23 protein-coding genes and 1 pseudogene are annotated in these 24,530 nt (G+C 64.4%); 3 read left to right on the forward strand and 21 right to left on the reverse strand.

What is annotated here, in order from left to right:
• Window positions 1–6: 6 nt before the first annotated feature.
• From ABD833_RS01270 to ABD833_RS01325, 11 genes and pseudogenes are all read right to left on the reverse strand, one after another.
• Window positions 7–1,359, reverse strand: a complete 1,353-nt coding sequence (locus ABD833_RS01270; RefSeq protein WP_345070443.1) for an aspartate kinase — start codon at window positions 1,357–1,359, stop codon at window positions 7–9.
• Between the two features lie 327 nt (window positions 1,360–1,686).
• A pseudogene (locus ABD833_RS01275) lies at window positions 1,687–2,450 on the reverse strand (SPFH domain-containing protein).
• A gap of 340 nt (window positions 2,451–2,790) precedes the next feature.
• Entirely contained in the window at window positions 2,791–4,149 is a 1,359-nt protein-coding gene (locus ABD833_RS01285; protein ID WP_345070447.1) for a M20/M25/M40 family metallo-hydrolase, read from the reverse strand.
• Window positions 4,150–4,333: 184 nt separating this feature from the next.
• Entirely contained in the window at window positions 4,334–5,659 is a 1,326-nt protein-coding gene (locus ABD833_RS01290) for a beta-ketoacyl synthase N-terminal-like domain-containing protein (protein ID WP_345070449.1), read from the reverse strand.
• Window positions 5,652–6,974, reverse strand: a complete 1,323-nt coding sequence (gene bioA / locus ABD833_RS01295) for an adenosylmethionine--8-amino-7-oxononanoate transaminase (protein ID WP_345070451.1) — start codon at window positions 6,972–6,974, stop codon at window positions 5,652–5,654. Before bioA ends, ABD833_RS01290 begins: the two co-directional genes overlap by 8 nt.
• Before the next feature lie 134 nt (window positions 6,975–7,108).
• Complete coding sequence (gene bioD / locus ABD833_RS01300) at window positions 7,109–7,729, reverse strand: dethiobiotin synthase (RefSeq protein WP_345070452.1); 621 nt, start codon at window positions 7,727–7,729, stop codon at window positions 7,109–7,111.
• Window positions 7,730–7,765: 36 nt separating this feature from the next.
• Window positions 7,766–8,617 carry an acyl-CoA thioester hydrolase/BAAT C-terminal domain-containing protein gene (locus ABD833_RS01305; protein WP_345070454.1) on the reverse strand — a complete coding sequence of 284 codons (852 nt, stop codon included), beginning with the start codon at window positions 8,615–8,617 and terminating at the stop codon, window positions 7,766–7,768.
• A 67-nt stretch (window positions 8,618–8,684) separates the two neighbouring features.
• Window positions 8,685–9,257 carry a Crp/Fnr family transcriptional regulator gene (locus tag ABD833_RS01310; protein ID WP_345070455.1) on the reverse strand — a complete coding sequence of 191 codons (573 nt, stop codon included), beginning with the start codon at window positions 9,255–9,257 and terminating at the stop codon, window positions 8,685–8,687.
• Between the two features lie 130 nt (window positions 9,258–9,387).
• Window positions 9,388–10,536, reverse strand: a complete 1,149-nt coding sequence (locus ABD833_RS01315) for an aminotransferase class I/II-fold pyridoxal phosphate-dependent enzyme (RefSeq protein WP_345070456.1) — start codon at window positions 10,534–10,536, stop codon at window positions 9,388–9,390.
• 197 nt (window positions 10,537–10,733) lie between these two features.
• Window positions 10,734–11,717 (reverse strand): biotin synthase BioB, encoded by a 984-nt coding sequence (gene bioB / locus ABD833_RS01320; protein ID WP_345070457.1) that lies wholly within the window; start codon window positions 11,715–11,717, stop codon window positions 10,734–10,736.
• Window positions 11,718–11,844: 127 nt separating this feature from the next.
• Window positions 11,845–11,946, reverse strand: a complete 102-nt coding sequence (locus ABD833_RS01325; protein WP_345070458.1) for a DUF6855 family protein — start codon at window positions 11,944–11,946, stop codon at window positions 11,845–11,847.
• A 45-nt stretch (window positions 11,947–11,991) separates the two neighbouring features.
• Between ABD833_RS01325 and ABD833_RS01330 the strand changes: the two genes are divergently transcribed.
• A complete protein-coding gene (locus tag ABD833_RS01330) occupies window positions 11,992–12,426 on the forward strand; it encodes a hypothetical protein (protein ID WP_345070459.1) in 435 nt (144 codons plus the stop codon).
• A gap of 287 nt (window positions 12,427–12,713) precedes the next feature.
• Window positions 12,714–14,261, forward strand: a complete 1,548-nt coding sequence (locus ABD833_RS01335; protein WP_345070460.1) for an RCC1 domain-containing protein — start codon at window positions 12,714–12,716, stop codon at window positions 14,259–14,261.
• A 104-nt stretch (window positions 14,262–14,365) separates the two neighbouring features.
• On the opposite strand, the gene ABD833_RS01340 is transcribed toward ABD833_RS01335, so the two are convergent.
• From ABD833_RS01340 to ABD833_RS01385, 10 genes are all read right to left on the reverse strand, one after another.
• Window positions 14,366–14,893 (reverse strand): GNAT family N-acetyltransferase, encoded by a 528-nt coding sequence (locus ABD833_RS01340; RefSeq protein ID WP_345070461.1) that lies wholly within the window; start codon window positions 14,891–14,893, stop codon window positions 14,366–14,368.
• A 134-nt stretch (window positions 14,894–15,027) separates the two neighbouring features.
• The gene (gene rluF / locus ABD833_RS01345) at window positions 15,028–16,170 is read right to left on the reverse strand and encodes a 23S rRNA pseudouridine(2604) synthase RluF (RefSeq protein ID WP_345070463.1); all 1,143 of its coding nucleotides are present in this window, start codon (window positions 16,168–16,170) and stop codon (window positions 15,028–15,030) included.
• Window positions 16,171–16,272: 102 nt separating this feature from the next.
• Window positions 16,273–16,821, reverse strand: coding sequence for a DUF998 domain-containing protein (locus ABD833_RS01350; protein WP_345070464.1), 549 nt, complete (start codon window positions 16,819–16,821; stop codon window positions 16,273–16,275).
• A gap of 49 nt (window positions 16,822–16,870) precedes the next feature.
• The gene (locus ABD833_RS01355; RefSeq protein ID WP_425553549.1) at window positions 16,871–17,938 is read right to left on the reverse strand and encodes a proline iminopeptidase-family hydrolase; all 1,068 of its coding nucleotides are present in this window, start codon (window positions 17,936–17,938) and stop codon (window positions 16,871–16,873) included.
• 72 nt (window positions 17,939–18,010) lie between these two features.
• Complete coding sequence (locus tag ABD833_RS01360; protein WP_345070465.1) at window positions 18,011–19,468, reverse strand: MBL fold metallo-hydrolase; 1,458 nt, start codon at window positions 19,466–19,468, stop codon at window positions 18,011–18,013.
• A 289-nt stretch (window positions 19,469–19,757) separates the two neighbouring features.
• Window positions 19,758–20,597: a serine hydrolase domain-containing protein gene (locus ABD833_RS01365; protein ID WP_345070466.1), complete on the reverse strand. Its 840-nt coding sequence runs from the start codon at window positions 20,595–20,597 to the stop codon at window positions 19,758–19,760.
• A gap of 12 nt (window positions 20,598–20,609) precedes the next feature.
• Window positions 20,610–20,825, reverse strand: coding sequence for a hypothetical protein (locus ABD833_RS01370; protein WP_345070467.1), 216 nt, complete (start codon window positions 20,823–20,825; stop codon window positions 20,610–20,612).
• 348 nt (window positions 20,826–21,173) lie between these two features.
• Window positions 21,174–21,908, reverse strand: a complete 735-nt coding sequence (locus tag ABD833_RS01375) for a YebC/PmpR family DNA-binding transcriptional regulator (protein WP_345070468.1) — start codon at window positions 21,906–21,908, stop codon at window positions 21,174–21,176.
• Between the two features lie 113 nt (window positions 21,909–22,021).
• Complete coding sequence (locus ABD833_RS01380; protein WP_345070469.1) at window positions 22,022–22,885, reverse strand: SDR family NAD(P)-dependent oxidoreductase; 864 nt, start codon at window positions 22,883–22,885, stop codon at window positions 22,022–22,024.
• A 57-nt stretch (window positions 22,886–22,942) separates the two neighbouring features.
• Entirely contained in the window at window positions 22,943–23,401 is a 459-nt protein-coding gene (locus ABD833_RS01385; protein WP_345070470.1) for a hypothetical protein, read from the reverse strand.
• Between the two features lie 75 nt (window positions 23,402–23,476).
• Here ABD833_RS01385 and ABD833_RS01390 point away from each other — a divergent pair, with 75 nt between their 5' ends.
• Window positions 23,477–24,388, forward strand: a complete 912-nt coding sequence (locus ABD833_RS01390) for an arginase family protein (RefSeq protein WP_345070471.1) — start codon at window positions 23,477–23,479, stop codon at window positions 24,386–24,388.
• The last annotated feature ends 142 nt before the right edge of the window (window positions 24,389–24,530 follow it).

A 24,530-nucleotide genomic window follows, 5' to 3' on the forward strand; every position in this document is an offset into this window, starting at 1 on the left:
CCGACCCTAGTGCGTTTCGGCCATCTGCGACTGGGCGGCGGGCTGCCGGAACAGGCCTTCGTTCAGTACGTGCAGGGCGCGGGCTTTGTCGGCGGTGTTGATCAGGATGCTGATGTTGTTGGGCGAGCCGCCGTAGGAAATCATGCGCAGCGGAATATCCTGCAGGGCGTTGAACACGAGCCGGGCCGAGCCGTGGTCGGCCTGAATCAGGTTGCCCACCAGACACACGATGGTCTGGTTCTCATCCACCTCCACGGTGCCGAAGCCGCGCAGCTCCTCCAGGATTTCGGGTAAGTGCGTGGCGTCGTCGATGGTGAGCGACACGGCCACTTCCGAGGTCGTAATCATGTCGATGGAGGTGCGGTGGCGCTCGAATACCTCGAACAGACTGCGCAGAAAGCCGTGGGCCAGCAGCATCCGGCTCGACTTCACCTTGATGGCCACCAGCCCATCCTTGGCTGCCACGGCCTTGATGGCCTCAGTGCCGGTTTTGTCGGAAATCAGCGTGCCGGGGGCTTCGGGCTGCATGGTGTTGAGCAGGCGCACCGGAATGCCGTGCCGGGCGGCGGGCAGGATGGAGCTGGGATGCAGAATCTTGGCTCCGAAATACGCCAGCTCGGCGGCCTCGTCGAACGACAGCTCCCGAATCGGATACGTGCCTTTCACCACCCGCGGGTCGTTGTTGTGCAGCCCGTCGATGTCGGTCCAGATCTGGATTTCATCGGCCTGGGCCGCGGCCCCGATCAGGGAAGCGGAGTAGTCGGAGCCGCCGCGCTTGAGGTTGTCGATGTCGCCCTGGGCATTGCGGCAGATGTAGCCCTGAGTGATGAACAGCTGCTCGGCGGAGTAGGGAGCCAGAACGGTAGCCAGGTGCTGCGCGATATAGTCGGCGTCGGGCTCGTCGTTCTGGTCGAGGCGCATGAAGTCCAGCGCGGGCAGCAGGGTGGCTTTTTCGCCCAGCATCCCGGTGTAGTAGCGGTGAAACAGCAGGGTGCTCAGCAGCTCGCCCTGGGCCAGAATCAGCCGCTCCCCGGCCGCCGACAGCGGGTTGCGCGTCAGCCCGAAGATGCTCTTGAACGAGGCGTCGAGGTGCTGGATGGCTTCGCTGGCCACGGCCGGCTCGGGCAGCAGCTCGCGGGCCACGATGAGGTAGTGCTGGCGCAGAATCTCGATCTGGTAGGTGGCAGCGGTGGTTTCGCCCTCGTAGAGCAGGCGGGCAATACTAACCAGCGCGTTGGTAGTACCCGACATGGCCGACAGCACCACGATGCGCCGCCCGGGGCCTTGAATCAGGGTGGGCAGGGCGCGCATCCGCTCGGCGGTACCGACGGACGTGCCGCCAAATTTGAGAACTTTCATCGGACAGAAGCTGGGAGTTGCACGGAGGGTAAACGGCGGAAGAAGGGCCGCGGGCGGAATAAAAAAAGCGCCGGTCTGGAAGGACCGGCGCTCAATGCTCAAGGGAAGATGGGAGGCTGAGTTGCGACGGTCAGGTCGAGGCTCGTTTCCAGCATTTCTTCCGCAGCGTCGGCATAGCGGCGCGGCCGGCCGAAGCCACCGAACCCGCTGAAGCCGAAAGGAAGAAAGGAGGAGTCATGCCCGGGGAAATGCCGGCCGCCAGGGTTGGCCGAACCGGATTTGCTGCCGCAAGTAAGGGTATCGGCGGTAAACTATTGCAACGGCCCCTTAACTTTTCTCCGGCGGCTGCATCATCCGGGTGAAGCTGCGGGCGGCATTGCTGAACTCCGCGGGTATCCTTACAATGGTCGTGGTATTGTTGTCGATGCCGATTTCCGACAGCATCTGCATCCGGCGCCGCTCCAGGGCCAGGGGGCTGCCCTCCATTTCCTTCGCGCCCTGGGGGAGCTTGATGCCGACTTCCAGCCCGGCCTCGGCCTTGATGATACGGGCCCGCTTTTCGCGGATGGCTTCGGCCTCCCGGGCCATGGCCCGCTGCATGAATGCGGGGATTTCCCCGTCCTTGATTTCGACCATCTCAATCTGCCCGCCCCAGGGCGAGGCTGCGCCGTCGACGAGCTGCTGCAGGATGGCGTTGATCTGCCGGCGCGACTTGAGCCCCTCATCCAGCTGGTGCTGGCCAATCGCGTTGCGCAGGGCCGTCACGGCCAGCTGGTACCCGGCCTGGTTGAAGTTGGCCACCTGGATAATGGCCTGGGCCGGGTTCGTAACGCGGAACCAGAGCACGGCATTCACCTTGATGGCACGCTGTCCTTGGTGATGGTTTCCTGCTGCTCCAGCTCCACGGTTTTGGTCCGGATGTCTACCGTGACGCGGCGCTCGATGAAGGGAATAATCCAGTACAGCCCGGGGCCGCGCTGGCCCACGTAGCGCCCTAGCCGAAACACAATGGCCCGCTCGTATTTCTGGGCAATGCGCAAACCCAGGAGCAGGAAAACGACGATAATGGCAACGATAAGAAGCCGGTTCATGGCGGGGAAGAAAAGCAGGAGTTGATTGGTTCGCTCCGGGAGGGGCACCCGCCGTGCCAAGACCAGTAGCTGTCACTGTAGGGGAATGAAGAAGTGGTTTTGGGGGCTTAAAACCGGGTTAATATTCATCGCCGCAGAATTCGAATTAAAGCTATAGCGGTTTCGCGAACGGTGTGGCTGCCGGTCCGGCGGCTACCAGCCGTCGGGCCGGTCGTCGCTTGAGCCATGCCGCCTGAACAGCGTCAGCTAACGGAAACCGGTCCGGCAGCTTTTTCAGCCGCCGGACCGGGTCATACATCGTTTGCGAAACCGCTATAACTGGGTCGACCCAATCCGTGCTCTACCGCACCGGCTTGGGCAGCACCGGCAGGCTCTCGTGGCCCTCGGCGTCCACGCTCACCACGCCGAAGAGGAAGTTGTCCTTGCTGTGGGGCAGGGTGGCTTTCGTATCCGTCACGAAGAACTTCTGCTGCCACTGCGGAGCGCTGGTTTCGCGCATCAGCACGTAGTAGCCGGCTGGTTTTTCGCCGCCCTGGGGGGCTTCCCACTGGAGCTGGGTGCGGTTGGTAAGGTCGGCGGTGAGCACGCCTACGTTTTGGGGGGCGGCGGGGGCCAGGGCCAGGCTGGCCAGCGTAGCCAGGTTTACGCCGGTGTTTTTGCGCAGGTACTGGAAGTCCATGCCCTCGGGCGTGTCACCGTAGGCGCGGCCCTTTTCGGTGCGCAGATCCTGGTGCTGGTGGGTGAAATCCTCGTTCATCTCCGTGAAACGCACCGCCGTAAAACCCTGCTGATTAAAGGGTGTGTGGTCGCCGCCGCGCAGAAACCGGTCGGGGCGGTATTCGAGCACTACTTCGAGGCCATCGACGTACTGTTTGGCCGTGGTCTGGGAGTAGCGGGCGAGCTGGCGCGAAGGCGAGTCGTTTTCGGAGCTGAGCGTGCGCCGCAGCCTGGCTTCGTCGGCCGTTTCATTAGCCGGCACCCCTTCGCTGAACACGCGCAGGTGCTTGTCGTCGCGGATTTCCGGGTCGTGGCCCAGGGAGTTGCCCATGATGTCGTTGTTGAGCATGGCCGTCAGGTTCCAGTTTTCCTTTTTGGCCCGCTTGGCCAGGTAGGTCGAGCCGTAGAGGCCCTGCTCTTCGCCCTGCACGGCCACGAAGATGATGGTGCAGGGGAATTTCTGCCTGCTCATCACCCGGGCCAGCTCCATCACCGCGGCCGTGCCGGAGCCGTCGTCATTAGCTCCGGGCGCGTCGGCCGTGGCGTTCATCACGTCCGTTACCCGCGAGTCGATGTGGCCGCTGACAATGAGGACGCGGGTATCGGTGGGGTCGGTGCCGGGCAGGGTGGCCATCACGTTGGCCATCAGCACGGGCTTGTTGATGCGGCGGCCGTCGGGCCTGATGGTGAACGTATCCTGGGCCACCTGCAGGCGGCCGCCGCTGGCCTTGCCGTACTTGCGGAACTCCTCTTCCACCCAGGTGCGGGCCGCGCCGATGCCGCGCTTCTGGTCCTGGGTATCGCTCAGCGTGTGGCGGGTGCCGAAGCTCACCAGCTTGCGCACGTCCGCTTCCAGGTTTTTAGCCGACAGCGCTTCCACCATCTGCTTGATGGTCGCATCGGGCCTGGTGGTGGGGGCCTTCGTCTGGGCGGCGGCAGTTAGGGAAACGAGGGTAAGAAAAGCGGCAGCGGTGGATTTCATACGGAGGGAATTAGCCAGTCAATAGCAGCGCATCTACGGATGCGGCAGCGAAAGTTAGGCAGGGCCGCGGGAAGGCCGATAAAAAGATTCGGGCCTGAGTGGCTGTAACGCGAAGTTGTACTGCGCGCGGCGGGCGTGCCGTAACCATGAGACCGTTCAACGCCTCGCGAAGTACAACTTCGCGTTACAGTACCGCTACCAAGGCACAAGCCGCGTTGCCCCCGAAGCCGGCGGCATTTACCAGCACCCGGCGAATCGGGCGGGTGGGAGCAGGCATGAGGTAAGTGACGAAGGGCGGCGCGGGCCAGGCTTGGGTGGCCAGCATAGTACACGCAAAGTCCAGGCTCAGCGCGGCCGAAGCGCCCAGCGTATGGCCCAATAGCCATTTATTGGAAACCAGATCCGGCGTATGCTCCCCGAAAACGGCCCGGATGGCCTGCCGCTCGGCCGCGTCGCCGGCGGGGGTGCCGGGGCTGTGCAGCACGATGGCGTCCACATCGGCCGGGCCGCAGCCGGCCTGGGCCAGCGCCTGCCGCATGGCCGTCTGGAAGTGCCGGCCGTCGGCGGAAAGGCCGGTTTTGCTGCCCAGAGCCTCGAAGCCGAAGCCCACGCTTTCCAGCCCGAACAAGGGGTGCGCCGGCCGCTGCCGCTGCTCCGCCAGCAGCGCCGCCCGGCTTACTTTCTCCAGCGCGAATACGGCCGCGCCTTCGCCCAATACGAACGTGGAAGGCCGCCCCGCCCCGGGCCGACAGGGAAAATCGGTGGCAGCAAAAGGTGAGTAGATGCCCAGCGCGTGCATCTGGGCCAGGGTGAAACCGGTGAGCGGAGCCTCGGTGCCACCGGCCAGAAACCGTTCGGCCATGCCCGCCCGCAGCCAGGCCATGGCGTTGCCCAGCGCCTGAAACGCGCTGCTGCAGGTGCTGGAATGGCTCAGCGCCGCGCCGCCCGTACTGCCCGCGTCGAAGGCTACCCAGCTGGCCACGTTGCCCAGCGTGGTGAGCGGCGAAGCCGCGGCGGCCACGTCGCCGGTGGTCACAAATTCGTGGTGGTAGTGCTCGGTGCGCCCCGTGGCCCCCCGCGACGAGCCAATGCTGACGGCGAGGGTGGTTTTTGGTTGTTGGTTGTTGGTTGTTGGTTGTTGGTTTCTGGTTGCTGGTTTTTCACCGGGAGAATCAAGGCCAACAGGCAATTGCTCATTGCTCATTGCTAATTGATCATTGCTCAAGCCCAGGCTCCAGCCGGCCGCCGCCGTGGCCTGGCGGGCGGCCACGATGGCCAGCAGCACCGTGCGGTCGAGCTGGCGGTAGGCGGACTGGCTTTTGCGCAGGGCCGCCAGCTGGTCTTCTAAAGCGGTGGGCAGGGCGGCTACGGCAATGGATTTGTCGCCCAGCAGGCGGGCGGTAAAACCAGGGTGGCCCGGGTTGTAAGCATCTGCCGCCAGGCCCAGCGCCGAAATCCGGCCCCGGCCGCGAATGATAATCAGGCTTTCTGCGTCGGGCAAGCTAGTCATGCAGGTATTCGGGCAGGGTGGGGGCGGGCAGGAAATCGAGCACCAGGGTCCGCATCCGGCGCAGCACGGCGTAGAGCAACTCCAGCTCGGCGTCGGTGGTGCAGTAGGGCGGCAGCAGGTACACCACGTTGCCCAGCGGGCGCAGCACCACCTGGTTGTCGATGGCGAGCTGGTAGAAGGCGTCGCGCAGGCGGCTGAAGTAGCTGGTGCCTTCGCCGGGGTCGTATTCCACGGCCAGAATGGTGCCCCGGTGCCGCACCGCCCGGATACCCGGCTGGCCCTCGATTTCCCGGCGGAAAGCGGCGTGGGCCGCCGCAATGCGCTGGCGCTGCCCGGTGCAGGCCGCCGCCCGGGTCAGCTCCAGACTGGCCAGGGCGGCGGCGCAGGCCACGGGGTTGGCGGTGTAGGAATGGCCGTGGAAGAGGGCCCGCATCTTGTCGTCGCTGAGGAAGGCCTCGTAGATTGCGGCGGCGCAGGTGGTGAGGCCCATAGCCAGCGTGCCGCCGGTGAGGCCCTTGGAAAAGCACATGATATCGGGCTGCTCGGTGAGCAATTCGGAGGCAAACAAAGGCCCCGTGCGGCCGAAGCCGGTCATCACTTCATCGGCAATGGCCAGTACGCCGCACTGGTGGCAGCGGCGCAGCAGCTCGCTCAGAATTTCGGGCTCATACATCACCATGCCGGCCGTGCCCAGCACCAGCGGCTCAAAGATGAAGCCCGCCACGTCGGGGCGCCGCAGCAGGGCATCGAGCTGGGCCAAGGCCTCCGCCTCGCGGCCCGGCACCGGCACGTCGATAAACTCGACCTCGAACAGCAGGGGCCAGAAGGGCTGGGTGAAGGCCCCGCGCCCGCTCACCGACATAGCCCCGAAGGTGTCGCCGTGGTAGGAGTCGCGGAAGCAGAGGAAGGTGCGGCGCCCGGGCTGGCCCTGGTTGTGGAAGTATTGCAGCACCATTTTCAGGGCCACTTCCACGGCCGTCGAGCCATTGTCGGAATAGAATACGCGGGCCTGATTAGCGGGCAGAATTGCCAGCAGCTGCTCGGCCAGCTCCACGGCGGTGGGGTGGGTGAAGCCAGCAAACAGCACGTGCTCCAGCGTGCTGAGCTGCTCGCTCACGCGCCGGGCAATGTGCGGGTGGGCGTGCCCGTGCAGGTTCACCCACCAGGAAGAAATACCGTCGAGGTAGCGCGTGCCGTCCTCGGCAATAAGCCAGCTGCCTTCGCCCCGTACGATGGGAATGGGTAGCGGGGCGGTTTGCATCTGGGTGTAGGGGTGCCACAATACGGCGTGGTCCCGTTCGGAAAGGGTGGGCATGGGGCAAAGGTAGCAGCCGGATTCTGGAGGCGCGGGCATTCTCTGCCGGTATTTCTCGCAGAGGACGCGGAGCTACGCAGAGTCGGGCGGGTGCGGCAAATAAATCAGCGGCAATCAGCGAAAAATCAGCGGCATCAGTGATCCAGCCATGCCCGAAACTCCGCCGCGTACCGGCTCACCACAGCGGGTGTCACTTCGGCTTCCGGCCGCAGGCGCGGCATTACCGGCACACCGGAATGCTCCCGGATAAAGTCCTCCGTAGCCGGGTTGGGCTCGCCGTTGAACACGAGGCCGCGCACCGTAATGCCCCGGGTGCGCAAAGCTTCCAGCGTAAGCAGGGTGTGGTTGATGCTGCCCAGATAATTCCGCGACACCACCACCACCTCCAGTCCGAGCTGCCCGATCAGATCGGCCAGCAGAAAGCCCGGGGCCAGCGGTACCAGCAGTCCGCCCGCGCCTTCCACGATGAGGTGATTAGCAGTAGCGGGAATTGAAAAGTCCCCGGGGCGCAGCGTGACGCCTTCGGCGGCGGCGGCGGCGTGGGGCGAGGCCGGCAGCTGCAGCCGGTAGCGCTCCGGATGGAAGCGGCTGACGGGGTTCTGCACCAGGCTGCGCACGGTGGCGGCATCGGTGGTGGGGGTGAGGCCGGCCTGCACGGGCTTCCAGTAGTCGGCCTGCAGGGCTTCGGTGAGAATAGCCGAGACGATGGTTTTACCTACGTCGGTGCCGATACCGGTGATGAAGAGTTGTTCCAAAGCGAAGAATGGGTATAGAGAAAGGGCGGAAGCCGCCTAGCGAGCCGGAAAGTTCGTGTGCAGAAAGCGAATTACCTCATCGAAATGCTTGAGCGGCTCGGCATGCCCGCCCGCAATGGCCAAGTGCTGCTTGGGGTAGCGGGAGCCCGCGCGCGTTAGCTGGGCCAGCATCTGCTCCGCCATGGGAGTAGAGGGACACACCTCATCCTGAGTCGCCGATACCAGCAGCACCGCTCCCCGGATGTTTTCGACCGGAATACGAGCCTGTCGCACCGCCGCCGTGTCCGTGAGCATGGCCGCAAAGGTAGCCCGCAAGTCGCCTTTTATTAGGAACGGTACCGCCGCTTCATTCACGGGCACAAACGGTAGCGGCTGCCCCCGGTACGACCACGCCGATGTAGTGAAGTGGTTGGTATTTCCCGGAAACGCCACGTGGCTTCCCACAATGCTCACCACACACTGGATGTCGGGGTAGCGACTGGCCAGCAGCAGCGCCAGGTCGGCACCGCGGGAACCGCCCACCAGCGCTATTTTCCGGCCGTTCACTTGTGGGTGTCGCGTGGCGGCTTTAATGGCCGCGTACACCGTATCGAGCGAAATCCGGTCCAGCAGGGGCGAGGTGGCTTGGGTCTTAAAATAGCCCAGGGCCAGGAAGGCGTAGCCATCGGCCACCAGCTGGTCGCGGGTGGGCTGCCAGTAGTGGCTGGCCCAGGCATTGCCACCTTCCGAACCGCCCAGCCCGACCAGCAGGGGTTGTTGCCGACCAGGACCTACATAGAGCAGGCTTTGGGCACCAGGCGTTTTTAAATCAATCTGGGCCGTGGCCGCGGAAGCCGCCATCAGTAGTACACCCAGAAACAGCATGAGGGAGAGGGGGAGTTGGCGCATAGCAGAGGTTGATTTCTGCAAAGGTTAGCTGCGATTGGCCTTCACCTCTTTGATGTAGATCAAATTCTCATCGCTCAGCCCGAATTCGGCTCAGGGTTTCCTGGGTGATGCCCAAGTAGGAGGCCACCATGCCCAGTGGCAGTCGGGGCAGGATATCGTGGTGGGTGTCGCAGAAATGCGCGTATTTCTCCTTGGCGGAAGTGAAGCGCAGCGACGTGATGCGGTCCATCAGGTGGCCAAACACCGAGCCCATCGAGAGCCGGGCGTAACGCTCCATTTCCGGAAAAGTATCGAAGAGGTAGCCCAGGTCCTGCACCTGCAGGCTCAGGGTATGCGTCGGCTCCAGCGCCTCCAGGTAGTAAATGTCGGGCACGCGCTTGATGAAGCTGTTGGGCGAATTCACCCACTCGCCTTCGGCACTGAAAGACTCGGTTACCTTTTCCCCGTCGCGCAGGTAGTAGAGCCGCACCAGGCCCCGCTGAATGAAGTCGCTGCGGGTGCACACGTGCCGGGCGTCGTGCAGCAGCTGGCCCTTGCCATAGCTGGCCACCCGCACCCGGTTCAGCAGCGCCTCTCGCAACGCTTCCGAAACGCGGATGTATTGTTCAACGTGCGGAAGCAAGGTGTCGGTGGCGAGCATAGGTACAACGGTGAGGACTCGGTAAGCAGTAGGTAGGGCCGCATCCCTGCGCCATTATCCTGAACGACAACGGACGGGCACCGCGGACGACGAGCGGCGAAGATGCGCCTCGCGGGCCTGCTTCTACCGGTCAGCATACGGTTGTGCCCGTTCCCGCCCGGCTCAACACCCGCGCCAGCCCGTCAATTTCCGCCTCTGTATTGTAGCTATGCACAATCAGCCGCAGCCGCTCCGTACCCACCGCCACGGTAGGTGCCACAATGGGCCGCACGTCGAAGCCGGCGGCCTGGGCGGCGGCGGCAGTCTGCCGGACCTTTTCCGGACCGGGATTATCGGCGAAGAACACCGGGTGAATGATATGACTGTTCAGCGGTACCCGCAGGCCGGGCACGGCGTTGAGCGTGGCTTTCAGGTAGTCCGACAGCCCGAACAGCTCTTCCCGCTCCGGCCCCAACGCGGGCAGCAGGGCGTAGCCGGCCGCGAGGGCGGCAATGGTGAGCGGGGGCAGCGCGGTGGTGTAGATAAACGGGCGGCTGAAGTTGAGCAGGTAGTCGCGCAGCACGGCGGGGCCGGCCACGGCGGCGCCCTGGCTGCCCAGGGCTTTGCCGAAGGTGAAAATGCGGGCAAAAACGTCGTTTTCGAGGCCCAGGGCCGCTACCAGTCCTTCGCCGCGCGGACCGTAGATACCGTTGGAGTGGGCTTCATCGACCACCAGGTATAGGCCCTTTGTGCGGCAAAATACGGCCAGCTCCGCCAGCGGCGCCTCGTCGCCATCCATCGAATACAGCGCCTCCACCGCCACGAAGACAGTGCCGGTGGCCCGGGCCAGCTTGCGCTCCAGATCGGCCAGATCGTGGTGGCGGAAGCTCCAGGCGGTGGCGAAGCTGGCGCGGATGCCTTCCTTCACCGAGGCGTGGCTGGCTTCGTCGTACAGAATCGTGTCGCCCCGGCGCGGGACGGCGCTGAAGAAGCCCAGGTTGGCAGTGTAGCCCGAGTTGAACAGCAATGCAGCTTCGGCCCGGTGGAAATGGGCCAGCGTAGCTTCCAGCGCTTCGGCCGCTGCCGAGTTGCCGGTAAGCAGGCGGCTACCAGTGCTGCCGGCGGGCTCAGTGGCCGCACCTTGCACGGCTTCCCGCACCGCCGGGTGGCGACTCAGGCCCAGGTAATCGTTGGAGCTGAAATCGGCCAGGCCGGCGGCGGGCAGGGTGAGGCGGCGGCGGGTGCCGGCGGCTTCGCGCTGGCGCAGCTCGGCTTGCAGGCGGTGGTGGAGGTCGTTCATGCGGGAGGCCTCACCCCCTAGCCCCCTCTCCGAAAGAAGAGGGGGCACTAGCTTTAGAGCAATTTCTAAAACCAGATATGGCCTGGGGCTGCGCGGGCAACAAAAACTATGGTCGAAAAGCAAGAAGCTACTATCTGGTGCCCCCTCTCCTTTTCATTCCGCGCATCAAGCGGCGTAGGGGGTTAGGGGGGAGGCGACTACCCCAGCACCGTCGCGCCTTCCGGCACGTCCTTGAACGACTTGCGGGGCTTTAAACCCAGCAAAGCAAACATCTGCTTATCGGCGTCAAAGTCGGGGTTGGGGGTGGTGAGCAGCTTCTCGCCGCTGAAGATGGAGTTGGCGCCGGCCAGAAAACACAGGGCCTGCTCCGTCACGTCCATTTCCTGACGGCCGGCGGAGAGGCGGACCATCGTGTTGGGCATCAGGATGCGGGCCGTGCCAATCATGCGCAGCATTTCCCACACGTTCACGCGGGGCTGGTCGGCGAGGGGCGTGCCCGGCACGGGTACCAGCGCGTTTACGGGCACGCTTTCGGGGTGAGCGGGCAGCGTGGCCAGGGTGTGGAGCATGGCAATGCGGTCCTCGTCGGTTTCGCCGAGGCCGATGATGCCGCCCGAGCACACCGAAATGCCGGCCTTGCGCACGTGCTCCAGCGTGTTCAGCCGGTCGTCGTAGGTGCGGGTAGTGATGATGTCGTCGTAATGCTCGCGGCTGGTGTCGAGGTTGTGGTTGTAGGCGTAGAGGCCGGCCTGCTTGAGCCGCTCGGCCTGGTACTCATTCAGCATGCCCAGGGTGCAGCACACTTCCAGCCCGAGGCCATTCACCTGCTCCACCATGCCCAGCACCCGGTCGAAGTCGCGGTTGTCGCGGATTTCGCGCCAGGCGGCGCCCATGCAGAAGCGGGTGCTGCCCGAATCCCTGGCCCGCTGGGCCGAGGCCAGCACTTCGGCATCGGGCAGCAGCTTGTGGGCCTGCACGCCGGTGTGGTAGCGGGCGGCCTGGGGGCAGTAGGCGCAGTCTTCGGGGCAGCCGCCGGTTTTTACGCTCAGCAGGGTGCAGACCTGCACTTCGCCGGTGGCCTGGGTCCGGGCATGAATGGCGGCGGCCTGGGTCACGAGTTCCAGCACGGGCTGGTTATAAATAGCTTTTACTTCGTCGAGCGTCCAGTCGGTACGGAGCATAGGAGGGGTCGGTGGGAGTGGTGGGGAGAAGCCGGAATAGGGCTGGCAGGGCTAGGCAAAACTACCCCCGCGGGCCGCAAGTTACAAGAGAAGCCGATTCAACCGGGATTTGGGAGGCGGAAGTCCATCAAATGGCCCGCAGCCGGGTGTTTTTGGGGTTGTGCTCCACTCCGGCCCGGCCCGGCGCTTCCAGCGGTGGCGGAATGTACAGGCCAAACCGACCCCGCATGGACCCCGCAGGCCCTTTTTCAGCCCGTACCAGCCACCCACCGGATTGTCGGCCGCGTGGCCCCAGGCTTCCACGGTGCCTGGGGCGGCGGTACTGCCCGGTGGCCCCCGCCCCACCGCCGTGCAGTTTTACGGGGGCCGGCCCTCGGGCTTCACTGCCCCAACCAAGTCGCCGCCGCGCATCATCTTCGCTTCCTCCCACAACCGCCAGCAGGTGCGCACCCCGGGGGCTATGTTCGGCCTGACCTGCTACGCGGCCAAGGCGCTGAACATCGGCGGCAACCACTCGCTCAACGTGCTGAAAAAAAGCAACCTGCCCACCGGCTTCCGCACCTTCTGCAACACGTCTGAGCATATGTACGACCTGACCGCCAGCGGCGAGGCCCACAAGCTGAGCTACTCCGCGAACTACCGCTGGGGCAGGCCCATCAGCAGGCAATGCCTTGCGCCACCGGCCAGATCCGGCCTTGCCGCACCGTAGATGCTTCGCTGGGCTGCACCGGGCCCAGGCTGGCCCCCACGGGGCCGGCCGGCGGCGGTGCGGCCGGCCACGTAGCCGCTATTTGGGATATGGCGCCGGGGCTGCATTACCACCCCCGCCGCCCGCCGCCGGTATTGGGCGTCCGGCGTTGGAGCCGGCGCCGGTTAAAGGCGCTGCGGGGCTGATAACTTCAAGATTATCACATGTATATGTGTTGACAGCAGGGGAGTTGACTGGTAAATTTACTAAGCAAACTTTCTTGAGTGCCAACTATTTCCTTTCCGGCTATGAAACAGTTCGTCCCCAACCCCTCTTCCCTCTTTGCTCCCTACTTCGGACTCCCCCGCCTGGTGCGGCCGGCCCGGGTGGTTGGCGGCGCCTGGCGGCTTCTGCTCCCGGTCGTGCTGTTGCTGATCGTGTCCGAGCTGCGGGCTCAGACCTCGCCCTACACCCAGATCACGCTGGGACAGAACCATACGGCGGCCCTGCGCGCCGACGGGACGCTCTGGGCCTGGGGCTACAACGGCTACAGCCAGCTCGGCAACGGCAACAACACCGGCCGCACCCTGCCGGCCCAGGTAGCGGCCCCGGTTGCCGCCCTGCCCGGTACCCGCTGGAGCGGCGTCACGTCGGGCTCCAACCACATTATGGCGCTGCGCACCGACGGCACGCTCTGGGCCTGGGGCTACAACGGCTACAATCAGCTCGGCGACGGCACCAAGACCACCCGCGTCAGCCCGGTGCTGGTGCCGGTACCGGCGGGCGCCGCGGCCGGCACCACCTGGACGCAGGTATCGTCGCGGGAGTTTCATACGCTGGCGCTGCGCTCCGACGGTACGCTCTGGGCCTGGGGCTACAACGTTTACGGGCAGCTCGGCGACAACACTACCACCGACCGCCTGTCGGCGGTGGCCGTAACCACGCCGGCGGGGGCGGCGGCCGGCACCACCTGGACGCAGATTACCACGGGCCGGGTACACTCCCTGGCTCTGCGCTCCGATGGGACGCTCTGGGGCTGGGGCTACAATGCCTACGGCACCGTGGGCGACGGCAGCAGCACCACGCGGTTGGTGCCCACCGCCGTTATCACGCCCGCCGGGGCCGCCGCCGGTACGCGCTGGACCAGCATCAGCGGCGGCGACAACTTTTCGCTGGCGCTGCGCTCCGACGGGACGCTCTGGGCCTGGGGCTATAATGCCTACGGCCAGCTCGGCGATGCTTCCACCACGATCAGCCGGGTGCCCATTGCCGTCATCACACCCGGGACCGTAGGTGCGGGTACGCGCTGGGCCCAGGTAACGGCCGGCGACGACCACACCTCCGCCCTGCGCTCCGATGGCTCCCTCTGGGCCTGGGGCTACAACAACTACGGCCAGATCGGCGACAATACCAAGAATAATCGCTCGACGCCGGTGCGCGAGACCAGCAACAGCACCTGGGGCCAGCTTACCGCCGGCCAGAACAACACCCTGGCCGTGCAGGCAGGCACGGGCCTGATCTTCGGTACCGGCTACAACGCCTTCGGCCAGCTGGGCAATGGCAGCACCACCAACACCCTGGTCTTCATTGCCAGCAGCGCCCCCGTGCTGGCCACCCGGGCCGCGGCCACGGCGCCGGCATTAGCCGTCTATCCGAACCCGGCGCACGCGCGCTGCCAGCTGCCGGCGCTGCCGGCCGGCACCCGGCTGCGGCTGATTGACGGGCAGGGCCGGGTGGTGCGGGTCCAGGCCGCCGCCCCGGCGTTGAGCCTGGAAGGACTATCGGCGGGACTATACCTGCTCACCGTGCAGGCCCCGGGACTGGCCCCCAGCAGCACCCGCGTTGTGGTGGAATAATGCCGCCTGTTCCCAGTCCGGTCGTATCGGACACGAGGAAATTAAAAGACCCGGCCACATTGGTGGCCGGGTCTTTTAATTTCCTCGTGGCCGGCTTGCGTGGGCTACTGAGCCGGCTTTTTCCGCTCGTACCAGTGATGAAGCACGCCGTCGAGGTCGAAGGTGTTGCCGAAGCGCAGGCCGGCTTTCTGCAGCACCTGGTTGGAGGCCAGATTCCGCACGTCGGCAATACCGCAGATAAGGGGCAGCCGGAGCGTGTCGAAGCCGTAGCGGACGGAGGCGCGGGCCGTTTCGGTGGCGTAGCCCCGGCCCCAGTAGCGGCGGATGAAGCGGTAGCCCAGGTCGTAGTAGCTGGTGCGGCCGTTGGTGGGCCCGGGCGCGAGCTTCAGCCCCGACCAGCCCACGAAGTCCCCGGTCTGCTTTTCCACCACGGCCCAGCGCCCGATGCCGTTATCCACGTACTGCTGGCGGACGAAGGCAATCAGCGCCTGGCTCTGTCCGATAGTCTGCACGGTCTTGTTGCCCAGGTAGCGGTGTACCTCGGGGTCGGAATCCAGCTCGAACATGCCCGCGTCGTCGGAGGGCAGCAGCTCGCGCAGGATCAGGCGCTCGGTTTCGACGAAGATGGGCATGTGAATGTTCTTAAAAAGAACGTCATTCCGAGCGAAGCCGAGGAATCTCGCGTGCTGAAGTTGGAGGAGTAACTCAACGAAGTGGGCGAGATGCTTCGACAAGCGCAGCATGACCGGCTATGTTTAGTTTCGCGTTACCGGCTGCCGCCGCGCCGACCGGCGTTGCCTTTGGGGGCGCGGGCCAGGGTTTTGGCGGCGGGCTTGAATTTACCCCCGGCCACGCTGGGGCGGGCGGCCTTGGCGGCGGCTTTCTTGGTGGGCTTCTCCTCGAAGTAATCCGGGGCGGCACTGGCTTTTGCTTTGGGCCTGGCTTTGCCGGGAGCCGCTTTGCGGGCGGGCTTGGTATTGCCGGCAGCCGTGCCCGCTGCTTTGGCCGGGCGCGTTGCGGGTTTGCGGGCAGGCTTCCCGCCGCCGTCAGCGGCGCGGACTTCGCGGGGGGCGCGGGCCTCGCGGGCGGGGGCTTCTTCGCCCTCCGTTGCCCGGTTGGGCTTCACGTCCCAGCCCAGCTGCTTCTCGACCGGGGCGCGGCGCTTGGGCAGGGAGGCTTCCTTGGTGCCGGATGATTTTTCGGTCATCTGCAGAATGTCGGCCAGCTCCTTTTCGGTCAGCTCGCGCCAGTCGCCCACGCCGAGGCCCTTGAGGGTAATGTTCATCACCCGGATGCGCTCAAGCTGCACCACTTCGTAGCCAAAGGCCTCGCACATCTTGCGGATCTGGCGGTTCATGCCCTGAATCAGGGTGATGCGGAAGATAAAGGTGGTTTCCTTCTGCACCTCGCACTTCTGGGTCATGATGCCCATGATGGACACGCCGCCGCGCATGCCTTCGATGAAGTGTTCGTTGATGGGCTTATCGACCATCACGATATACTCCTTCTCGTGCTTGTTGCCGGCCCGCAGGATTTTGTTGACGATGTCGCCGTTGCTGGTCAGCAGAATCAGGCCCTGCGAGTCCTTGTCGAGGCGGCCAATGGGGAAGATCCGCTCACTGTGCTTGATGTAGCGGATGATGTTGCCCTTGACGCTGGTTTCGGTAGTGCTGGTGATGCCCGGCGGCTTGTTGAAGGCAATGTAGATGGCGTCTTCCTCGGCCCGGGGCTCAATATGGGCTCCGTTGACAATCACGCGGTCCTTGGGGCTCACCTGGTCGCCGATTTTGGCGCGCTTGCCGTTCACGAATACGTTGCCCTCGGCAATAAACTTGTCGGCCTCGCGGCGGGAGCAGACCCCGCTTTCGCTGATGTATTTGTTGAGGCGGGTCGAATCGGAACTGGGCATAAGGCAGGCGGCAAAGGGTGAACCGGTCCGCATATGGCGCGGACGAGGCCGCAAGTTACGCAGAAGCGGAGTGAGGTTGCGGCCGGAAGAGCGGCCAGCTCCCTACCAGAGCCGGGAGCTGAGCCACAGCGCCTGCCCAAACAGCAGCCCTTCAGCTAAGCGCTGGGCCAGACCCCGGAAGCGGAAGTCAGGCACAGACATAAGCACCAGACAGCCGAAAAGTAGCCCACATTGCCCAGCAGGCGGGATACTCGTCCGCAGCAGTAGCTGATCCTGGGCCTGATTCAGAAAGAAAATGCCGCCCGCGTATTCTACGAATCCGCCAAAGTTGTGCAGCGTCTGTTTCGCGGAGCCAGTAGCCGGCGAGCCCACGTCACAGGGAAACACGGCTGCTATCAGGTAGCCGGTGCCCAGGCACAGCAGCAGGCCGCCCAGGGCTGGTGCGCCGGTGAGCAGCCCGCCCAGCAGCACCAGGCCCAGGCCGACCGGAAAAAACAGCCCCCAGCTTACCCGCTGGCGGTCGGGAGCCCCATCTTCTCCCAGCTCGCTGATGGTGTCGCGCCGATGAGAGTAGCCGCCCCGGCGTGCTCCGAAGTAGAGGATTCCGGCAACCAGATAAGCTACCAAAGAAGCCAGTAGAATAGTCGGCATCGGGTGAGGGAAGAAACATTTGGGCCAGACTGTTGAAGCAGCGGTCAAACTACAATTTCACCTCCTTTTCCCCCTTATCCACGCCCAGAATAAACCTGGTCAGGCCCGCCATGTAGGTCTGCTGGTCGTCGTAGAAGCTCATGTGGCTGCCTTTGGGGCAAATCAGGGCGGTGCCGTGCTGCACTTTGGCGGCTACCATGCGCATGTGCTCGGGGTCCATGGTGTCGTACTTGCCGCCGATGCTCAGCACCGGCACCGTGAGCCTGGGCAGGTCCGGGGTCCGGTCCCAGGTGAGGAGCTTGCCGGCTATGCCGAATTCGCTGGGCCCCTGCATGGTCACGTAGAGCGACTGGTTCATTTTGGCGAAGGAGCGGTTCACCGGCTCGGGCCACTGATCCAGGGGCAGGCGCAGCACGTGCTCGGCGTAGAAGTTGGGCAGCAGCAGCGCCATGTAGCGCGGGTTGGCGAAGTCCTTTTTGGCCTCCAGCTGCCGGATTTCAGCCAGCACCGCCGGCTTCATCTGCTTAGCCAGCACGTCCTGAGCGTATTGGCCATAAGCGGGGCAGCTCATCATCATGTTCGAAATGATGAGGCCCTTCAGGTTCTGCTGGTACTTGAAGGCGTACTCGGCGGCCAAAATGCCGCCCCAGCTGTGGCCCAGCAGGTAAAAGTTGTCCTTATTCAGCTTCAGCGCCTGGCGCACCTGCTCCACTTCCTCCACGTAGCGCGGCAGGCTCCACAGGGCCGTGTCCCGGGGGTTGTCGGAGTTGCCGCAGCCGAGCTGGTCGTAGTAGATAAACTCGATGCCTTCCTGGGGCAGAAAGCTTTCCATACACTCAAAATACTCGTGCGTAGCCCCCGGCCCGCCGTTCAGCAGCAGCACTTTGATGCGCGGGTTGTGGCCGAAGCGCTTGGTCCAGACGTTGAATTTGCCTCTGGGCGTGCTGATGGGAATCATCTGCACGCCGCCGTTCTGCACGGCAAGGGTAGTATCGGGCTGGAAGTAAGCGCGGCCCGCCGAAGCCATGGATTCGGGTTTGGTCGGTGCGGTACAGGCGGTGGTCAGGAGGCCGGCCAGGAGCGAGCAGGTACCGAGGAAGCGGGTCAGGGTTGGCATCGGGGCGGGGAAAAGTAGGGAGCTAAACCTAGCCATAATCCGGGCCGGCACCAAACCCGCGCCGGCCGGCTGCTACTTCACCTGCATCGACTCTTCCAGATCCGCAAAAGGAATGGTGGTTTTCACCCCGTAGTCCTGCACCGGCCACGACTGCACGATGGTCTGCACGTCGAGGCCCCGCGCTTTCACCGCGTGGTAGAGGCCCGCCTGCCGGCCCCCGGCCTTTTTGATGGCGCCCTGCCGGGCAATCCAGACCAGGTCGTCCTCAAACAGGAGCTTCTCGCTGGGGAAATAGTAGATCAGGTAGTCGTTGGTGTGCTCCGACTGGCTGCCGATCAGGTGAATCTGCATTTCGAAGCCGCCCTCGGCAATGGTTTTGCTGGTCTTGATTTCCTCGGTTTTCAGCGGCCGGGGCTGGCGCTGGAGGCTGTCGGGGCGGAGCGTGTGGGGGGCGGCGGCCAGGTACTGCACGTAGGGTACGTCGGCGGCGGTAGTCAGCACGGTAGCGCCTTTGTGCACGAAGGGCCGCATTCCGCCCAGGTAGTGCGGGTGGTAATGGCCGGCCACGAAGTAGCGGATGGGCTTGCCGGGCGCGATTTTGCGGGCTTCACTGATAATCAGCTCCCCGTTCTCACTGTTCAGCGGCGCCTCGGCTACCAGCAGAAACGTGTCGAATTCCACCACCAGCACCTTGTCGTCGGTGTGCTTCAGCTCGACGAAGTGCAGGTGCGGACTGTGGTGCGTCACGCTCACCTGGGGCGCCGGAGCCGTTTCCGGGGCCAGCTTGTAGTCGGCCGGGGCAGTAAGCAGGTTGGGCGCGGCCGGCAGCAGCTCGGCCGCCGTGATGGTGACCTGGTCGGTCAGCTTGCCGTTGATTTTGTCGATGGTGATGCTTTTAGCATACGCCAGCTTGCCCACCGTGGCGTAGTCCTGGTAGGTGTAGGTGGTCAGCACGTCGCCGAACAGCTCGTCGGGGCCCAGGGCCGTCACCTTGCCCAGCCGGTTGTCGGCGGTCCGGATAAAGAGGCGGACGATGGTGCGGTGCAGCGTGATTTTGTAGACCACCAGCTCCCGGGTGCTTTCCGGCGCGGGCCGGACTTTCTGATCAACGAAGAGCTGGATAAGCTGCCCGGGCGCGTAGCGGGCGGACTGCACCGGGTGTTCCAGAAAGGCCTCCTGGGTCACGCGGGTCAGTTGCTTGTCGCCGTAATCCTGAAAAAGCAGGGTGGTGGGCGTGCGCTGGGTCTGGGAGAAGTAGGTGGTGGGGCCTTTGCGCAGCGTGTCGGATTTCAGGAAGCTGTCGGCCTTGCTCCACACGCGGCCGGTACCGGTGTAGTTGGTGGGCTGCCAGGGCTGGAAGCTGTGCTCAAGCTGGGCCAGGGTTTCCTGGTAGCGCAGCGCCATGTAAGCGTTCCGGATGGGTTCGACCTGCTGCTTCCAGCAGGCCCGCAGGTTGTCGGGGCCCTTGGCCTGGGCGGATAGTCGGGTAAGCAGCAGCAGGGTGAGTAGCAGGTATCGGCTTGCTTTCATAAATGGGGTTTAGAAGGAAATGTTGAAGCTGTTTACTAATCCAAAAAGTCTGTCATCCTTCATCTGGCGTACGCTTGCGAAGGACCTTCCTCTACTAACTGACTATGCCTTTTTCAACGAGCAAAGCCCTTCATCGCGCAAACAGCAAAGGGCTTTGCTCGTTGAAAAAGATTGCCGTGCGGAAACAGGAAGGTCCTTCGCAAGCGTACGCCAGATGAAGGATGACAACTGCTCAAAAAAAATGCATTGTCAAACAGCTTCATAAGTGCCTAACGCGACGGCGCGGCGTTTATTTCTCCGCGTCCAGCCACTGCATGGGCTGGTACTCGCCGGGGCCGATGACCAGGCCATGCAGGTCGTCGGTTAGCTGGAGGCCATTGGCGCTGTTGGTGAAAAACAGCAGGCTTTCCTTGGTATCGGGAAAGGCCAGGAAGAAGCCTTTGAAGTCGCCGTTGTCGCCCCAGTGCCAGAGGGCCGGGCCGCGGCTGGTAGTGGTCAGCCCCACGCCGCAGGCCCAGGCAATAGCGGCATCGGCGGGCGTGACCGGCTGACCGCCGCGGTTGGCGGCATTGGCGGGCGTGGTGAGCAGCCGGGCAGTAGCCGGCTGCAGGCCCTGGCCGCGCAGCAGGGCCTGGAGAAACTGGTTGTAGTCGGCCGCCGTGGTAAGCAGGCTGAAGCTGCCGTTGGGCTCGGCAAACCGGCGGATTTCGGTGGGCTTACCGGCTTTATCGTGCCCGATGGCCGCGTGGGCGGCAAAGCGCGGCTGCCACCCGAAGCTGCTGTTGGGCATTTGCAGGGGCCCGAATACTTCCTGCCGGGCCAGCGCCTCAAACGACTTTCCGGTGATGTGCTCCAGCGTTTTCTGCAGGAACACGTAGCCTTCGCCGGAGTAGTTCCAGCAGCTGTCGGGCGCGTATTTCAGCGGCAGCGCCGACGTTTTCCAGCCGGCCGCCAGGGGATGCTGCGCCCAGTTGGGCAGCCCCGACGTGTGGCCCAGCACCATGCGGGCCGTGATTCGGTCGGCGCGGGGCTGGCCCAGCAGGCGCGGGTAGGAGTAGTAGGTCAGCAGCGGCTTATCCAGGCTGAGCCGGCCCTGGTCCACGAGGCGCAGGGCGGTATAGGCCAGCACGACTTTGCCCAGCTACGCCGCCTGAAAGACAGTCCGGGCATCTACGGCCGCCGTGCTACCAGCCTTGCGCAACCCCAGGTTGTAGACGGTAGACTTGCCGCTTTTAGTGTGAATCAGCTGGATGCCCGGTACGTTTTCCCGCCGGAGCAGGGCGGCCAGCCCGGTTTGCTGGGCCTGGCCGGTCAGGCCGGCTAGCAGGAGGAAGGTTAATAGGAGCAGATTTTTCAAGCGGGATACTATAAAAGCGGTAGTAGGACTTACGCAAAATGCTTTCACGCAGTGTTTCGCAGTGTTAAACCGCAGGGTTTCGCAGTGTTTAACGTCCTCGCACTGCGAAACCCTGCGGTTTAACACTGCGAAACACTGCGTGAAATGGCACCAGGAGGGTTTTGCGTAAGTCCTAGGTAGGTCGAAACAAAAGGGCGCGTCTGTCCGGCAAGATGGGACCAGCCGGCGTCACGTTGCCTGGCACTGCCAACGAAAGCGGGCCGCCCCGGTGAGGAGCAGCCCGCTTTTGTAGGTCCCGAATCGGCTACAAAATCCGACCAATCCGAAAAATCCGGAGGAATCCGTGGTCTAGCCCAGCGTGTGGTACACGGCCTGCACGTCGTCGTCCTCTTCGAACTTCTCAATCAGGCTCATCACCTCTTCCAGCTCGTCGCCGTCGAGGGTGACGGTGGTGTTGGGTACCCGCTGCAGCTGGGCCGATACCACGTTCAGGTGCTTTTCTTCCAGCGCCCGCTGCATCTGGCCGAAGTCGGTGAAGGCCGTTTCGACCACGATGAAGTCTTTCACCGCGCCGTGCTCGTCTTCTTCCTGGGCGGCGTACACGTCCTCGGCCCCGGCATCAATGAGCTCCAGCTCCAGCTCATCTACTTCCAGGCCTTCGGCGGCCAGGCGGAACACGCCCTTGCGGGTGAAGGTATAGTCGGAGGAGCCGGCGGTGCCCAGGGCGCCATTGCCGCGGTTGAAATACATGCGCACGTTGGCTACGGTGCGGGTGGGGTTGTCGGTAGCGGTTTCGATAACTACCGCTATGCCGTGGGGGGCATAGCCCTCGTACACCACTTCCTGGTAGTCTTTTTCCTCCTTGCTGTGGGCGCGCTTGATGGCCGATTCCACGCGGTCCTTGGGCATGTTCACGCCTTTGGCGTTCTGCATGGCCGTGCGCAGGCGGGAGTTGGTATCCGGGTTGGGGCCATTTTCCTTCACGGCCATCACGATTTCGCGGCCAATGCGGGTGAAGTCCTTGGACATTTTGTCCCAGCGCTTCATTTTACGGCCCTTGCGGAATTCAAATGCTCTTCCCATCTATGGTGAAATTGTGAGAGTGTGAAACTGTGAGTTGCTCTGGGGGCAGGAGCCCGCAACCGGAAAGGGGCCGCAAGTTAGCAGAAAGCCCGGCCGGGCGCAATGCACAGGTCTCAACGGGCCGGCGGCACCAGCCCGATGCCGCGGCCCATGAGCTTATCGAGCACGGCCGCGGGCAGCAGCCGGGGAATAAACGCGGTGCGCAGCCAGTTGGGCACGATGGTGTAGCGCACCTGCGGCCGGGGCGTTTCCAGAATGCTCACGAGCCGCCCGGCTACGTATTCGGGGGTGAGGGCCTCGGTGCGGGTTTTGTTGATGAAGCGCACGAACCGCTCGGCCGGGCGGTGGTAGGGTGTGTCGCGGTAGGCGGTCAGGTCGATGCCCTTGTCCCAGATGGGCGTCTGGGTCACGCCCAGCCCGATGAGCACCATCGACACGCCGAACAGCTGCAGCTCCCGCCGCCAGCTGGCCGTGAGGCCTTCCAGCGCGAACTTGGTGCCCACGTACGCGCCCATAAACGGGGCCGCGACCTGCCCGCTCACCGAGCCGATGTTGAGGATGCGCCCGGGCTGCCCCCGAAAGTCCGGCCGGGCCCCGAGCAACGGCAAAAACGCCTGCGTCACCTGCACCAGCCCCAGCACGTTCACCTCGAAGTGCTGCCGTACTACGTCGATGGGTTGGTGCTGGAGCGGCCCACCGAAGGCTACGCCCGCGTTGTTGATGAGGCCCCGCAACGGCCTGCCTTCCAGGTGCTGCTCCACTGCCACCACCGCCCGGGCAATGGCAGCGGCATCGGTCACGTCGAAGAGCAGGGGCGTGCAGGCCGCGCCCAGCTCGGCCTGCAGGCGCCGGGCATCCGCCGGGTTTCGGACGCTGCCGAAGACGTGGTAGCCGCGGCTCAGAAACGCCCGGGCCGTGGCCAGGCCCACGCCGCTCGATACGCCCGTAATCAGGATGGTAGGAAAGGATGAGTGCATAGCCCGCAAGCTAGCCGGATTCCGGCATTCGATTTATGCCCTACTCAGGCCGCCTGGCTACTGCGCCCGCAACGTATAGATGCCCTGGTTGCCGGCCGGAAAGCCGACGAGCGTGAGCGTGAGTAGCTGCACGGCGGGCTGCAGGCGGAAGGAACCCTGATCGGTGCGGGGCTGGCCTTTGGCGTCGGTGTAGGTGAAGGTAATCTGGGTGCCGGTGAAGGTGAAGCGGCCATCCTGATCAAAGTGGATAGTGCCGCCGTTGCCCTGCAGGGTGAGGCGCTTCTGAAAGGTGCCGTCGGGGTGGAGGCTGAGCGTGCCGCCCACGCCGCGGGCCGCAATGGGCGTAGCCTTGGTTTCCCGGTCCACGATGGCGTAGCTCAGGTAGGTGTAGGTGGTGAAAAATGAGGTGGCCGGCGGGGTGATTTTAGCCGTTTTGGTCGGTTGCACTCGTTGGGCAACCCCGGAAAAACTGCCCGCGGACAGCAGCACAAGCAGGAAAAACAAACGGTAGCGCATGGCGAAAGATAAGGAATGCCGTCCGGGCTGACGGCGGCCCGGGGGTGGTTCGGCGCGGTCTGCTACATTCGTGCCATGCCCACCTTCCTTCGTGAACTCATCCAGCCCGCCGCCGAGCTGCCCGAAGCCGACGTGTGCCTGGTCGGTCTGCCCCTCGACTTCGGCACCGTGCTCGAAGGCGGCCGCGCCGGGGCCACGCACGCTCCCGACGCCATCCGTCGGGAGCTGCGCCGCTACCACAAAACCTACAATCTGGAGCACGACGTGGACCTGAGCCGCCTGCGGATCGCCGACGCCGGCAACCTCGACCTGCGCCACCCCGACCACGCCGCCAACCACGAAACCATCCGCCGCCGCCTGAGCGAGCTGCTGCGTCAGTACCCGCGCGTAGTCGTGCTCGGCGGCAGCCACGACGGCACCTACAGCACCGTGCGCGGCCTGTATGAGGCTACGGGCGGGCAGCCGGTAGGCGGCATCAACCTCGATGCCCACGCCGACGTGAAGGACCAGCCGGCTATCAGCAGCGGCACCCCGTTTGGGAAACTGCTGCGCGAAGGACAGCTGGCCGGGAGCCGCTTCACCGAAATCGGCCTGCATTCCAACCTCAATACCAAAGAGGATATCGACTTTCTCCACCAGCACGCCGCGACCATCGTGCCGCTGGCCCACGTGCAGCAGGATGGCATGCCGCTCTTTCAGGCGCGCGCCCTACGCCGGGCCACGGCTGCCGGCCCCGCCTTCGTGAGCTTCGATATCGATGGCTGCGCCGAAGCTTTTGCGCCGGCGGTTTCGGCCCCCAGCGCCGATGGCTTCACCCCGCGCCAGGCCACGGAGGCGGCGTTGCTGGCCGGCCAAAACCCCGGCGTTCGGCTGTTTGAAGTAGTGGAGCTGAACCCGGTTTTCGACCGCGACAACCAGACCGCCCGGCTGGCCGCTACCATCATCACCGCCTATCTGACGGGCGTAGCCAGGACGACGGTCCGGTAGCCCCGCATCCGTTGGCCGGCGGAAACTGCTGCCCGGCAGCTTCCGCTGCGGCTGGTCGGATCGGGCTGGCAAAAGGTAGGTGTGGTGCCTAGGTTTGGGCAGTACTACCTCGCTATCCATGATTATACTCGTCGCGAAGTAG

It is taken from the genome of Hymenobacter fastidiosus (genome assembly GCF_039539565.1).
Classification (GTDB): domain Bacteria; phylum Bacteroidota; class Bacteroidia; order Cytophagales; family Hymenobacteraceae; genus Hymenobacter; species Hymenobacter fastidiosus.

Excerpts from the sequence above, each read along its gene's own strand:
- ABD833_RS01375 (WP_345070468.1), bottom strand. The coding sequence starts at position 21,908 with ATGGGAAGAGCATTTGAATTCCGCAAGGGCCGTAAAATGAAGCGCTGG.
- ABD833_RS01325 (WP_345070458.1), bottom strand. The coding sequence starts at position 11,946 with ATGCGGGGTCGGTTTGGCCTGTACATTCCGCCACCGCTGGAAGCGCCG.
- bioA (WP_345070451.1), bottom strand. The coding sequence starts at position 6,974 with ATGCCCACCCTTTCCGAACGGGACCACGCCGTATTGTGGCACCCCTAC.
- ABD833_RS01355 (WP_425553549.1), bottom strand. The coding sequence starts at position 17,938 with ATGCCAACCCTGACCCGCTTCCTCGGTACCTGCTCGCTCCTGGCCGGC.
- ABD833_RS01305 (WP_345070454.1), bottom strand. The coding sequence starts at position 8,617 with ATGCGCCAACTCCCCCTCTCCCTCATGCTGTTTCTGGGTGTACTACTG.
- ABD833_RS01270 (WP_345070443.1), bottom strand. The coding sequence starts at position 1,359 with ATGAAAGTTCTCAAATTTGGCGGCACGTCCGTCGGTACCGCCGAGCGG.
- ABD833_RS01380 (WP_345070469.1), bottom strand. The coding sequence starts at position 22,885 with ATGCACTCATCCTTTCCTACCATCCTGATTACGGGCGTATCGAGCGGC.
- ABD833_RS01310 (WP_345070455.1), bottom strand. The coding sequence starts at position 9,257 with ATGCTCGCCACCGACACCTTGCTTCCGCACGTTGAACAATACATCCGC.
- ABD833_RS01390 (WP_345070471.1), top strand. The coding sequence starts at position 23,477 with ATGCCCACCTTCCTTCGTGAACTCATCCAGCCCGCCGCCGAGCTGCCC.
- ABD833_RS01360 (WP_345070465.1), bottom strand. The coding sequence starts at position 19,468 with ATGAAAGCAAGCCGATACCTGCTACTCACCCTGCTGCTGCTTACCCGA.
- ABD833_RS01335 (WP_345070460.1), top strand. The coding sequence starts at position 12,714 with ATGAAACAGTTCGTCCCCAACCCCTCTTCCCTCTTTGCTCCCTACTTC.
- ABD833_RS01340 (WP_345070461.1), bottom strand. The coding sequence starts at position 14,893 with ATGCCCATCTTCGTCGAAACCGAGCGCCTGATCCTGCGCGAGCTGCTG.
- ABD833_RS01285 (WP_345070447.1), bottom strand. The coding sequence starts at position 4,149 with ATGAAATCCACCGCTGCCGCTTTTCTTACCCTCGTTTCCCTAACTGCC.
- rluF (WP_345070463.1), bottom strand. The coding sequence starts at position 16,170 with ATGCCCAGTTCCGATTCGACCCGCCTCAACAAATACATCAGCGAAAGC.
- ABD833_RS01350 (WP_345070464.1), bottom strand. The coding sequence starts at position 16,821 with ATGCCGACTATTCTACTGGCTTCTTTGGTAGCTTATCTGGTTGCCGGA.
- ABD833_RS01315 (WP_345070456.1), bottom strand. The coding sequence starts at position 10,536 with ATGAACGACCTCCACCACCGCCTGCAAGCCGAGCTGCGCCAGCGCGAA.
- ABD833_RS01385 (WP_345070470.1), bottom strand. The coding sequence starts at position 23,401 with ATGCGCTACCGTTTGTTTTTCCTGCTTGTGCTGCTGTCCGCGGGCAGT.
- bioB (WP_345070457.1), bottom strand. The coding sequence starts at position 11,717 with ATGCTCCGTACCGACTGGACGCTCGACGAAGTAAAAGCTATTTATAAC.
- ABD833_RS01290 (WP_345070449.1), bottom strand. The coding sequence starts at position 5,659 with ATGACTAGCTTGCCCGACGCAGAAAGCCTGATTATCATTCGCGGCCGG.